Source organism: Melittangium boletus DSM 14713 (genome assembly GCF_002305855.1).
GTDB lineage: Bacteria > Myxococcota > Myxococcia > Myxococcales > Myxococcaceae > Cystobacter > Cystobacter boletus.
Window position 1 is genome coordinate 5,203,624 of the sequence record NZ_CP022163.1, and the last position, 12,854, is coordinate 5,216,477.

The following is a 12,854-nucleotide window of genomic DNA, read 5'->3' on the forward strand; positions in this document are numbered from 1 at the left end:
CTATGGAAGAGCATGCCCATGAAGATGGTGGACGATCTCACGATGTGTGGAGGGCCCGCGGCGCCGCTCCCGTCCTCGGAGAGCGCATGTCTCATCCTCACCAGCACCACCACCCCGGCGGCGATCGGCAAGGTGTTCCGCATCGATGCCCTGGAGCACGTGCTCGGGCGGGGGTCGGACGCGGGGTTTCAGATCAATGACCATGGCGTGTCGCGCCGGCACGCGCGCATCCACCGCACCCCCGAGGGGAGCTTCCACCTGGCGGACCTGGGGTCCACCAATGGCACCTACCTCAATGGGGTGCGCATCGCGTCCGCCGAGCTGCACGAGGGCGACCGGGTGCAGATTGGCACCGTGACGGTGCTGCGCTTCTCCATGCGCGAGCTGGTGGAGAAGGGCGAGGAGCAGCTGCGTCAGGCGTTGAGCGCGGCGCGCGTGGGCATCTGGGATTGGAACGCCGTGACGGGCGCGGTGACGTGGAGCGAGCAGGTGGATCGCCTGCTCGGTCTGCCCGTGGGCACGTTGTCCGGGCGCCCCACGGACCTGGCCGAGGTGGTGCAGTCCGCGGAGCTGCGGCGGGTGCGTGACGCGCTCGCGGCGGCGCTCGAGCAACGCGCCCACCTGGACGTGGAGTACCGCATCGAGGTGACGGGGGCGCGCGGCCGGTGGTTGTCGTGCAAGGGCGACGTGCTGTGCGACGAGACGGGCACGCCCGTGCGCATCACTGGCACGGTGATGGACATCACGGAGAAGAAGCTCGCCGAGCAGGAGCTGCGCCGTCAGGCGCTCATCTTCGAGAGCCTGTGCGAGGGTGTCGTCGTCACGGACCGGGGCGGGCGCATCATCGACTGGAACGCGAGCGCGGAGAAGATGTTCGGCCGGGGCAAGGCCGAGGCGTTGGGGCAGACGCTCTTCTCGCTGCTGCACCCGGGGCAGGAGGACAAGCAGACGGGCGAGGTGTTGGCGGCGCTGGAGGCCCAGGGCCGGTGGACGGGAGAGCTGGACTTCCAGCGGCCGGATGGCACGCGGTGCTCGTGCGAGTCCGTGGTGGCGCCGCTCCGGGACGCGGAGGGGCGGACCATCGCCCACATCCTGGTGCACCGGGACACCACCGAGCGGCGCTTGTTGCAGAGCCGTCTGCAGATGGCGGACCGGCTCGCGTCGGTGGGCACGCTGGGCGCGGGCGTGGCGCACGAAATCAACAATCCGCTGGCCTACATGCTCGTCAACCTGCACCTCGTGTCCGAGCGCCTGGAGAAGCTCAAGAGCGCCGTGGCGGAGTCCGAGGTGGAGCCCCTGCAGCAGGTGGTGCGCGAGACGGTGGAGGGCGCCGAGCGCATCGCCTCCATCGTGCGGGACCTGAAGACGTTCGCGCGGGGTCAGCAAGAGGAGCGGCTGGGCCCGGTGGATGTGAGCAAGGCGGTGGAGCTGGCGTGCAAGATGGCGGACAACGTCATTAAGCACCGCGCGCGGCTGGTGACGCAGTTCGAGCCCGTCCCCGCGGTGCAGGGCAGCGAGTCGCGCCTGTGCCAGGTGTTCCTCAACCTGCTGCTCAACGCGGCGCACGCCATTCCGGAAGGGGACGCGACGGAGCACGAGATTCGCGTCGTCATCCGCGCGGGGGGCACGGGTCAGGTGGTGGTGGAGGTGCGCGACACGGGCGTGGGCATGACGCCGGAGGTGCGGGCGCGCGTCTTCGATCCCTTCTTCACCACCAAGCCGGTGGGCGAGGGCACGGGCCTGGGGCTGTCCATCTGCCACGGCATCATCGACTCGATGGGGGGCCGCATCGGCGTGGAGAGCCAGCCGGGCAAGGGCAGCACGTTCCTCGTGCACCTGGGCGTGGCCGGGGTGGCGGTGGAGACGCGGCCGGAGCCGGCGGCGGTGCAGTCCTCGGGCCGGGCGCGCATCCTCGTGGTGGATGACGAGCCGTACGTGACGCGGGCCCTGCAGCGCTCGCTGTCGCCCGAGCACGAGGTGGCCACCGTCAATGGGGCCCGGGCCGCGCTCAAGCTGATGGAGCAGGGCAGCCGCTTCGACATCATCCTCTGCGACGTGATGATGCCGGGCATGACGGGCATGGACCTGTACGCCGAGCTCAACCGCAGCGTGCCGGAGCAGGCGCAGCGCGTGGTCTTCATGACCGGAGGGGCCTTCACGCCGCGCGCGTTGAGCTTCCTGCAGGAAGTGCCCAATCCCAAGCTCAGCAAGCCGTTGGATCTGCGCCAGTTGCGCGCCCTGGTGGGTCGCTCCGCGCAGCAGGCGGCGGTGGCGCCCGCCCAGACGCCGGCGCCGGTGCCGGCCCGTCTCCAGGAAGGGGCGCGATGAGCGAGGGTCGGATGGAGCCCGTGGAAGAGGTTTCCCGGGCTCCGTTCCAGGTGATGGCTTCCGTGGCCGCGCGGGCCGAGTGGACGACGCGGGCCCTGGTGATGGGGGGCGCGCTGGGGGCCCTGCTCGCCGTCACCAATGTGTACACGGGACTCAAGACGGGCTTCTGGGAGTCCGGGTGCGTGCTGTCCGCGCTGCTGGCCTTCGGGGGCCTGTCGGCGCTGGGGCGGCGGAGCGCTCCTCCCTCGTTGTTGGAGACGAACCTCTCGCAGACGACCGCCGTCTCCGTGGGCGCCATGCCCGCGAGCGCCGGTCTGCTGGGCACGGTGCCCGCGCTCGCGTTGATGGGGATGCAGCCCTCCAGCGGGGCGGTGGCGGCGTGGGGACTGGGGTTGGGCACCCTCGGCGTGCTGTTCGCCTTCGCGCTGCGGCGGCGCCTCCTGGAGGACGAGGCCCTTCCGTTCCCCACGGGCGTGGCCACCGCGGAGCTCATTTCCGCCCTGCACACAGTCGACTCGGCCTACGCCACGCGCACGCGCGGCCTGTGGCGCAGTGGCCTCGTGTCCGCGCTCGTCGTGTGGCTCAAGGACGCGCGGGGCCTCATTCCCCCGGCGTCCCTGCTGCCCGCGACGGTGCGGGTGGGCGGACTGGGGGCGGACAGCTTGATGCTGGGCGTGGGCTGGAGCCCGATGCTGCTGGGCATCGGCTCGCTGGTGGGTCTCCAGACGGGCCTGAGCCTCGTGCTGGGCGGGCTGCTGGGGTGGTGTGGCCTGGCGCCGTGGCTCGTGCACACCGGGCGGGTGGCGGCGGGGGACCTGTCCTCGTGGTTGCTGTTGCCGGGCGTGGGGTTGATGGTGGGCGCGTCCATCGCCTCGCTGCTCCCCCTGGTGCGCTCGCTGCCCTCCATGGTGGGGGATATGCGGGGGCTCGGGGCGGGGCGGGGCGGGGGCTGGGAGTCCACCGCGGGCCGCTGGGTGATTCGAGGCGTGGTGCCGCTCGCGCTCGTCGCCCTGGTCTGGGGGGCGCCCTCCTTCGGGTTGGGTCCGGTGCACCTGGTGCTGGCGCTCGCGCTGGCCTTTCCCCTGTGCTCGGTGTGTGCCCGCGCGACGGGGCAGTCGGACCTCGCGCCCATGAGCTCCGTGGGTCAGCTCACGCAGGTGGGGTTCGGCGTGGTGGCGCCGGGACAGCTCGGCCTCAACGTGGCGGCGAGCGGCGTGGTGTCGGGGGCCGCGTCCCATACCAGCGCGAGCCTGTGGTCGTTCCAGGCGGGACGGAGGCTGGGGGCCAGTGTGTCGCGCCAGTTCCTCGCGCAACTGGCGGGACTGTCGCTGGGCGCCGCCGTGGCCGTGCCCTCCTTCTTCCTGCTCGTGTCCACGCATGGGCTCGGGACTCCCGCGCTGCCCGCCCCCACGGCCCAGCAGTTCAAGGTCTTCGCGGAGCTCACGTCCCGGGGCCTCGAGGGTCTGCCGCCCGGGTCCGCGAGGGCCCTGGGCCTGGGGCTCGTGCTGGGGGTGGTGTTGTCGGCGGTGGCGCGGGCACGGCTGGCGCGCGTGCTGCCCTCGGCGGTGGCGCTGGGCCTGGGGATGATCCTGCCGCCCTTCATGTCGGTGACGATCTGCCTGGGCGCGGTGCTGACCTTCGCCGTGGGCCGGCTCAAGCCCTCCGCCGCTCCGTCCATGCAGGCGGTGGGCATGGGCGCCATCCTCGGTGAGTCCGCCCTGGGCGTGCTGATCGCGGCGCTCATCTCCCTGGGCGTCATCGCTCCGGGGTGATGATGCCTCCGGTGGGAGGCGCCACCTCGGGGGCGAGCACGTCCGGGGGATGCGTGCTTCTCTCGAGGTAATGCAGGCGCGCGCGCTTGAGGCTGTGGCGCAGCCGGTCGCGCATCAGGTTGGGCATCGTCTCGGCGCGGCGCAGCGCTTCCTCCAGGATGAGCTGGGCCTTCTGGGGCTCGTCCCGCCGCAGCAGATCCAGTCCGCGCAGCTCCAGCACCTCCAAGGGCTCCTGCTCCACCGAGTACTCATGGGAGCGGGCCAGCAGGGCGTCCCATTCCTCGGCGCTCGCGTCGCGCGTGGTCAGCTCCACCGCGGAGAAGAGGACTTCCTCCGAGGGAGTGAATTCCGCGCCGCTCTGCTTGAGCGTGCGGCGGATGTCGAGCAGCAGCTCGCCCGCCTTCTCCCGCCGTCCGCTGTAGGTGAGCGAGCGGGCCTTGAGCAGCATCGCCCACGGTCGCGGCGCCATCTCCGGGTGGTGCCGCTCCAGCTCGATGGCGCGCGCGATGTGGGGGATGGCCTCGGTCACCTTGCCCGCCTGGTAGAGCAGCTCGCCCATGTTGTGCTCGGCGAAATACTCCCAGCCCACCATGCCCAGCTCGCGCCCCAGGTGCATGAAGCGCTCCTGGTCCTGCATGGCGCCCTGCAAGTCGTTGCGCGCCACCCAGAGGTTGCGGCGGTTGCAGATGGCGCTGCCCAGGTGCAGCCGGTCTCCGCGCTCGGTGCACGCGGCGATGACTTCCTCGAAGAGCCGTTCCGCCTCGTCGATGCGGCCGATGTTGGGGAGGATGACGCCGAGCAGCAGCTGCGCCACCACGCGCGACTCGTAGCCCGCGTCCCCCAGCTTCCGCGCGCGCTCGGCCGCCTCCTGCAGGGGCTCGCAGCAATCCTCCCACCGGCCATTGCGGAACTGCGCGCGCCCCAGGCCGAGCAGCAGCCGCACCTGGAGCAGGGGCGACTTGTGGTTGCCGGCGAAGGCCATCTCCTGGGCCGCGTACACCCGCTCCTCGGAGCGCGCGTAGTCGTTGATCCAGTCGTAGGCCATGGCCTCTTCCAGCATGAGGTCCACCTCGTCCGCGGGCGCCCCGAGCTGACGGGCCAGCTCGCGCGCCCCGGCGAAGTCCGCCAGCGAGTCCTCGTAGCGCCCCACGCGGTAGCGCATGAGCCCCCGGCCCCGGAGCACGGTGAGGCGGCGCCGCCGGTCCTCGGGATCCAACAGCTCCAGCGCGCGCGTATAGGTGGACTCGGCCTCGATATAGGCGTGGCGGCCGCGCGCGGACTCGGCCAGGTCGATGTAGAGCGCGGCGGCCTCGTCGCGCAGGCCGGCGGCGGCGGCGTGGAGGGCCAGACGTGGCAGGCGCTGACGCTCGGCGGCGCCCGCCTCGCTCAGGTAGTAGCGGAAGGCGGCGCGGTGGATGCGCTCGCGGTCCGCCTCGGGCAGGGAGCGCTCCACCGTGACGCGCAACAGCTCGTTGCGGAAGCTCAGGCCCTCCTGGCGGTGGGACAGGAGCAGCCCCAGGTCCAGCAGCCGGCGCGTGGCGTGGCGGGGATCCAACGGGAAGTCCGAGGCGCCGCCCTCTTCCTCCAGCTCGAACACCACGCCCTCGGCCTCGGCGGCGGTGAAGTCCGGGCCGAGCAGCGCGCACAACCGCGCGTGCGCCGCCAGCTCCACCGGCAGCGCCCCGAGCTCCCGGTCCGCGAGCCAGTCGACGAGCCGCAGCTCGGGCATCCGGTTCAGCTCGTCCGTGGCGAGGAACCAACTGCCACCGCTCGGGCGCTGGCGCACGAGCCCCTGGCGCTTGAGGCCGCGCACCAGCTCCACCAGGAAGAGGGGCACGCTCTGGGCCCGCGCGGCGAGGCCCTCGAGCACGGCGGCGGGCACGTTCTCCGCGGGGCGCAGGAGCGCGCGGCACAGCTCCATGGCGCTCGGGGGCGACAGGGGGCCGAGCGGCAACACGCGGCGGTAGGCGGCGCGCGTGCCCCACGAGGGGCGGATGCGCTCGAAGCCCGGCCGCGCGAGCACGCACACCCACAGGGGCAGATGGGACTCGGCGAGCGCGGCGTACTCCAGCGCGTCCAGGGCCGTCTCCTCGGCGTAGTGCGCGTCGTCGAGGATGAGGCACAGGCGCTGGCGGCGGGCCCGCGCGGCGAGCAGCTCGCCCGTGGCGCGCATGGCCAGCGAGCGCAAGGCGCCCGGGGCCGCGGCCCAGTTCTGGAGTCCGGCCGCGCCGGGGGCCAGCCAGCCCAGGGTGGAGGCCACGCCGGGCCACAGCTCCTGGGCGAGCTGCGCTCCGAGCAGCTCCGTGCACGTGGCGCGGCCCTCCAGCTCGGAGCCCGTCAGGTCGTACTCGTTGCGGAAGCCGTAGAGCGCGCCGCGCAGGAGCATGCGCAGGGTGCCCTCGGGATCGCCCTGCACCGGCTCTCGGGCGCGCCACGCGGCGATGCGCGTGTGGGGCAGGGCCATGTGCAGCTGCTGGGCGAGCGCGGCGCTCAGGTGCGTCTTGCCGTGGCCCCGGTCTCCCAGCACGGTGAAGAGCGTGGGCGCCTTCTCCGCCATCGCCTGGCCCGCGCTCTCCAGCAGTTCGGCCAGCTCACTGCCGCGGCCCACCAGCACGCCGCTGCCATGCTGGAGGATGGTGACGTCCTCGGGGCCCGTGATGGGGGAGGCGTTGCGGAAGATGCCCTCGCGGCCCGGAACGGGCTCGCACAAGAGGTCCGGCAGGGCCTCGGCCGCCGCGCCGGTGAGCAGCAGCGTGGAGGGATCCTGCTCGGTGGGGTAGCGATCCCGGCGCGAGAAGATGGGGCCCAGGTAGCGGGCGGGGCCTCCGGGGCGGCGCTGCACCGTCACCGTGGCCACGTCCACCAGCGCCGCGGGGGCCAGGTTCTGCGCGGCGAGCCCTTCCGCCGCCTGCCGGGCGCGCTGCACCGGATTCTCCCCGGCGTCGGGGTCGAACGCCCCGGCGAAGCGCGTGCCCTCGTGGAAGGCCATCTGCCCGCCGAAGCCCGCGAGCGCCTTCTGCACGGTGACGGGGTTGGCGCCCGAGCGGAAGAAGAGCACCGCCACCGAGCGCCGCACGCCGGGAGCCGTGGGGGGCGGAGGCTTGTCGGGCGGGGGCGTCTTCTCGGGGAGCGGACCGGGCGGCTTGCTGGCGTGGGCCAGGGCCTCCTGGAGCGCGGAGCGCAGGTCGGCCACGGACTCGAAGCGGCGCTCGCGCTCCTTGGCGAGGCAGCGCAGCACCACCTGCTCGAGCGCGGGCGGGACGGGCGCGAGCTCCGAGGGCCGCAGCGGCCGGCGCGCCAGGTGCGCCTGGATGACGTCCGCGGTGGGGCCGAAGAAGGGCGGGCGCCCGGTGAGCATCTCGTAGAGGAGCACCCCCAGGGAGTAGAGGTCCGAGCGGATGTCGAGGCCCTGGTGGCCGGAGCACTGCTCGGGGGACATGTACTCGGCGGTGCCCGCGAAGGACTCGCCCACGGGCGGGGTGGGCTCGTCGGCGGCGGGGAGGACCGGAGCGCCCGAGGGCCGGGCGAGGCCGAAGTCGAAGAAGCCCGCGCGCGGGGCGTCCTCGTCGAGGAAGACGTTCTCCGGCTTGAGGTCCCCATGGAGGAAGCCCTGGCCGTGCACGTGCTCGAGCGCGTCGAGCAGGGCGCTCGCGCGCGGGGCGAACTCGGACAGGGGCATGGGGCCGGAGAGCTGGGCCAGCCGCTGGGCCAGGGTGGGCCAGGCGATGAGCTGCATGACGAGGTAGGGGGTGCCCTCCGGGAGCACCCCGCTGTCGTGCACGGCGGGCACCGTGGGCGGACCGATGGCGCGCAGCACCTGGGCCTCGCGCTCCAGCTGGAAGCGCGCCAGGGCCACCTCGGAATGGGCGACCTTGATGGCCACCTGGAGGCCATCCATTTCCCGGCGGGCGGCGTAGAGAGTGCCGAAGCCCCCGCGCGCCACCTCGTGTTCCAGCTGGTACCCGGCGATCCGACGCCATGGCACCGTCCGGCCGCTCGCCGCTGCATGCGAGTCGGTCGGAGTGGCTCCCCGAGGACAATGCGCGTGGGCCCCCTCCCAACGCTGTCCGCATGTCACGCACCGCGGCACGCGGCACAGTCTACCACCCCCTGGGCCCGCCCTCCTTCAAATGACCTCGGACGGTGGACATCGGGTGGCGCTCCAGGTCACCCCCTGTGTTCACCTTGCGCCAGAATCCCACCTGGTGGAGCGGGTCCAGCCCATCCAACCCATACGGGGAGTGGGATATCCGGGCCACTACCCGGTGCCAAAGCGGGCGCGGAACATCCCCACCAGGTCCTCATCCAGGAGGTAGTCCTCCACATAGGGCCGGGCGGCCTCGAGGCGCAGTTCGCGCAGCTTGCGGTAGTGCAGCTCCAGGTCCCGGAGCGTGGGCGTGCCCACCAGACACGGCGCGTCCGTGAAGCGCGAGCTGAGGATGCTGGAGAAGACACAGCCCATGAGGGTGTCCTCGGTGGGGTGCAGCAGCTTGAGCGCCGCGCGGATGCGCTGGTCCCACCCCGTGGCGAAGGTGAGCTCGCGGATTTCCCCCACGGGCCGGTGGCTGCGCAGGGCCCCCGCCTCGCTGAAGAGCACGTCGCGCTTCTCCTGGAAGCGGCGGATGGCGCGGCGAGGCTCGAAGCAGTGGGGCGCCGAGTCGTCCACCACCAGCGTGCCGGGCCGCAGCCGGTTCACGTCGAGCAGGTGGGGCACGTTCGTGGCGCTGAGCACCAGCGAGGAGGCGTACACCTCGTCGGGCACGCTGTCGCCGGAGACGAGCGTCACCTCCACCGGGCCGCGGTAGCCCGGCTCCAGGCTCAGCTCCTCGAGGAGCCGCACCAGGTGCTCCCGCCGGGCGGGCACGTCGCACAGCCGCAGCGAGCTTGGCGGGGGCAGGGTGCGCAGCAGCAGGCGGAGGATGGCGGTGCCGATGGAGCCCGCGCCCAGCAGCGTCACGTGCTCCTCCTCCATGCGGCGCCCGCCCGCGCCGAGCACCCGCTCCACCATCATCACGAAGCAGGCGGCGGTGGTGGCGTGGCCGGTGGTGAAGCGGGGCAGTCCCTCCCGGCCGCGCGTGGCCTCCTCGAGGGCGCGCCCGTAGTCCGTGGCCGAGGGCACCAGCCCCGTGAGGGACACCGTGTCGGCTCCCAGCCGGGCCGCTTCCTCCAACCCCCGGATGACGCCCCCCACGGTGCGTTGCCGGTCCACGTAGAGCTCCGCGTCCTCCAGGGGCAGCACCACCAGCCCGATGCGGCCGAGGAACGTCTCGTACACGGTGACGAGCGTGGCCTCGTCGCGCAGGCAGTCGCGGATGAACTCGCGCGGGGTGAGCTGGAGCTGGTCCAGGAAGGCGCGCGGCAGGGTGGCCAGCGCCACGGCGTCCACGGACAGCTTCGCGCTGTACTTCACCTCGCGCGAGGCGCGCCGCCGCTCCGGGGCCGCGTCGCTGTAGACGTCCGTCACGTTCATGAGGTGCACGGCGCTCTCGGGCAGCGTGGGCCCGGCGTAGTAGAGCGGGAAGAGCACCTTCTCGAAGAGCACCGGGAAGGACAGCCGCGAGGAGACGATCGCTTCCAGCCGGGGATCCAACGTCAGGTGCGCGTGGGGCCGCTCCTCGCGCAGGTGCACGAGCAGCCGCTCCCAGATGTGCAGCACGGAGAGCATGTCCAGGAAGTCGGGGCCCTGGAACTGGTGCGGAAAGGGCGCGGGCCGCGTGGTGGTGCCGTTGCCCTCGGCCGCCAGGAAGACGCGCACGGTGTGGGCCAGCAGGTTCAGCATGGCGAGGAAGTTCGCGTAGAACTCCCGATCCGTGGCCACCTGGCGCATGGGGAGCACCGAGTCCAGGTCCGCGAAGGTGCCGTTGAGCAGGACGTTCTGCGGCTCGATGCACTGGCCATTCTTGAAGTGCTGGATGTCGCTCGGGAAGTAGCCGAGCAGCAGCAGGCGCGCGGTGAGCCGCACCCAGGAGTCGACCACGGCGCCGGGGTCCAGGTTGTGCTTGAGCGTGGCGTAGATGAGGCGCGTGTTGGTGAACCCCCCCGAGCCCGTGCGCTGGCTTTCCTGGGCGAGCGTGCCGGCGAAGTGGCTCACCCGGGGGAAGGGCGCCTGGGGGAACCAGTACACGTAGCAGGCGAGCCCCTCGCGCAGCTCGCCCTCGGCGATGCCCAGCGTGAAGCCGGAGAGCAGGGGCAGGAGCCGGGCCCGGAAGCGCGCCGCCACGTCCTCGCTCCAGCGCACCACCAGCAGCGGCACGGGCAGTCCGCCCGGAGCGCCGTACTCCTCCAGGAAGCGGCCCTGGACCTCGGCCGCGCGCCGCGCCTCGGTGAGCGCCTCGGGCAGCGTGAGCGCGCCGGGCACCTTGCGCTCCTGCAACAGGAAGTACTCCAGCGTGTTCGTCACCGAGTGCTTCGCATGGCGCTCGAAGAGCCGCTGTTGCATGAGCTGGAGGAATCCCGCCTGGTCCTCGCAGCGCACCTCGGTGCCCTTGAGGGCGATCACGCTCTCGCCGGGGCCGCGCCGGTAGAAGGCGCGGAAGTGACCCGGAGGCCGGAAGTGCTCGCCGGTGTCGAAGGTGCCGTTGGTGGGAGGCACGGGCAGCTCCCGCCTCAGCCGCTCCAGGGCCTCGGCCACCCAGGGCTCGGCCTCGCCGAGGTGGCGCCAGAGCGCGGGGGCCTCGCGCGCCACGTCCCAGGCGATGGAGAAGGCGCCGGACGCGGCGGGCTTCGGCGCCTGGGGCGCACGGGCATGGTTCTCCAGGAGCTGGCGCAGCTCCAGCTGTTGCATCGAGTCCAGGCCGAGCTCCGCCAGGGAGCGCGAGGGATCCACCGCCTCGGGGGCGGTACCGAGCAGCCGCGCCAGGTGTTCGCGCAGGAAGGCGGTGGAGTCCCGAGGCGCGGGCCGCGCGGTGTGCAGGACGTCCAGCGTCTGGGCGAGGAAGTCCTGGCGGCAGGCGTGGCGTTGAATCTTGCCGCTGGACGTCTTGGGAATGGAGCCCGCGCGCACGAGCACGAGCGTGTCGAGGTGCAGGCCATGGGCCTCGGCCACCGCGCGCCGCACGGCGTGGGTGAGGGAGTCCAGGTCCTCGTGCTCCCGCTCGCGTTGGACTTCCTGGACGACGACGAGCCGTTCCTCGCTCCCCGAGTCCAGCGCGAAGGCGGCGCCACAGCCGGGGCGCAGGGCGGGGTGGCTGTCCTCGACGGTGCGCTCGATGTCCTGGGGCGCGTGGTTGCGGCCCCGGATGATGACCAGATCCTTGAGCCTGCCGGAGAAGAACAGCTCGCCCTCGCGCAGGAAGCCGATGTCTCCGGTGCGCAGCCAGGGGCCCTCGCCGGTATCGGCGCACACAGCGCGGAAGGTGTGCTCGCTCTCCTCCGGCCGGTTCCAGTAGCCCTGGGCCACGCTGGGGCCCGACACCCAGATTTCCCCCGTCCGCTCCGGGGCCTGGCGCACGCGGGTGATGGGGTCCACGATGGCCACGCGCAGCTCGCTGCCCGCGTGTCCCAGGCCCACCACGCGCCGGGTGCCGGTCCGCCCCTCGGGCCGCTCGACGACGTGGCCGGTCTCCAGCGCCGCGCCCTCCACGGTGAGCACCCTCGGCCCTCCCTCCGCGCGCTTCCCCGTCGTCATGAGCGTGGCCTCGGCGAGGCCGTAGAGGGGATGGAACGCCTCGGCGCGGAAGCCCTGGGGCGCGAACGCGCGAGCGAAGCGCTCCAGGGTGTCGGGACGCACGGGCTCGGCGGCGTTGAAGGCCTGGTGCCAGCAGCTCAGGTCGAGCCCCGCCGCCTCCTCGGGCGTCACCTTCCGGGTGCACAGGTCGAAGGCGAAGTTGGGCCCTCCACTGATGGTGGCGCGGTAGCGGGAGATGGCGCGTGGCCAGCGCGAGGGCCGCCGCAGGAAGCTCTCCGGGGGCAGGAGCACCATGGAGAAGCCCGCGTACACGGCATGCATCACACAGCCGATGAGTCCCATGTCGTGGTACATGGGCAGCCAGCTCACGCCCACGCTCTGCTCCGTGGTGCCGAGGGCGCGTTGCATGACGAGCTGGTTGTGCAGCAGGTGGGAGTGGGTGAGCCGCACGCCCTTGGGCAGCGAGGTGGAGCCCGAGGTGTATTGGAGGAAGGCGAGCGAGCCGGGCGTCACGTCCGGGGGCCGCCAATCCGCCTCCACTCCGGGCCCCAGCGCGTCGGTGGCCACCCAGTGCAGGGACGCGAGCTCCGGTGCCTGACTGGCCAGGGTGTCCACCCACTCGCGGATGACGTGGGTGGTGAGCACCCGGGTGGCCTGGGCGTCCTGGGCGATGGCGCGCAGCCGCGGCAGGGTCCGGTTCAGGCGCGAGGGATCCGGCGGATACACCGGCACGGCCACGACGCCCGCGTACAGCGCGCCGAAGAAGGCGGCGACGAAGTCCAGGCCGAAGGGGTAGAGCAGCAGGGCCCGCTCGCCGGCCCGGGTCTGCCGTTGCAGGGTGGCGGCGATGGCGCGGGCCCGCCGGTCCAGCTCCGCGAAGTCCCAGTGCCGCGTTTCCGTCTCTCCGTCTTCCAGGAGGGTGAAGACGCGGCGGGCGGGCTGTTCGAGCGCCCTGCCTCGGAGGAGTTCCACCCACGTTGAACCGGTTTCACGCCGGACCACGGTCGGGGATTTCATGTCGCTCGGCACTCCGCGAAGGGAGGCCGTCGCGGGATGCGACGGTGCCGGAAAGCTTCATCCGGTGTTCCCTTCGCATCAATGCCTTCGCACTCGTGTCCATGGCACCG

4 protein-coding genes are annotated in these 12,854 nt (G+C 72.6%); 2 read left to right on the forward strand and 2 right to left on the reverse strand.

All coding sequences use genetic code 11. The features are described from left to right. Positions 1-12: 12 nt before the first annotated feature. Positions 13-2,328 carry a serine histidine kinase EspA gene (locus MEBOL_RS21995; protein ID WP_245918724.1) on the forward strand — a complete coding sequence of 772 codons (2,316 nt, stop codon included), beginning with the start codon at positions 13-15 and terminating at the stop codon, positions 2,326-2,328. Continuing rightward, positions 2,325-4,100, forward strand: coding sequence for an OPT/YSL family transporter (locus tag MEBOL_RS22000; protein ID WP_095979292.1), 1,776 nt, complete (start codon positions 2,325-2,327; stop codon positions 4,098-4,100). The genes MEBOL_RS21995 and MEBOL_RS22000 overlap by 4 nt, the downstream gene beginning before the upstream one ends. On the opposite strand, the gene MEBOL_RS22005 is transcribed toward MEBOL_RS22000, so the two are convergent. Together MEBOL_RS22005 and MEBOL_RS43735 are read right to left on the reverse strand one after the other, a co-directional pair. After that, entirely contained in the window at positions 4,084-8,085 is a 4,002-nt protein-coding gene (locus MEBOL_RS22005) for a serine/threonine-protein kinase (RefSeq protein WP_245918725.1), read from the reverse strand. The two genes, MEBOL_RS22000 and MEBOL_RS22005, sit on opposite strands and share 17 nt — an antisense overlap. A gap of 273 nt (positions 8,086-8,358) precedes the next feature. Further along, complete coding sequence (locus tag MEBOL_RS43735) at positions 8,359-12,744, reverse strand: AMP-binding protein (protein WP_095979294.1); 4,386 nt, start codon at positions 12,742-12,744, stop codon at positions 8,359-8,361. Positions 12,745-12,854: the final 110 nt, after the last annotated feature.

Excerpts from the sequence above, each read along its gene's own strand:
- MEBOL_RS21995 (WP_245918724.1), top strand. The coding sequence starts at position 13 with ATGCCCATGAAGATGGTGGACGATCTCACGATGTGTGGAGGGCCCGCG.
- MEBOL_RS22000 (WP_095979292.1), top strand. The coding sequence starts at position 2,325 with ATGAGCGAGGGTCGGATGGAGCCCGTGGAAGAGGTTTCCCGGGCTCCG.
- MEBOL_RS43735 (WP_095979294.1), bottom strand. The coding sequence starts at position 12,744 with ATGAAATCCCCGACCGTGGTCCGGCGTGAAACCGGTTCAACGTGGGTG.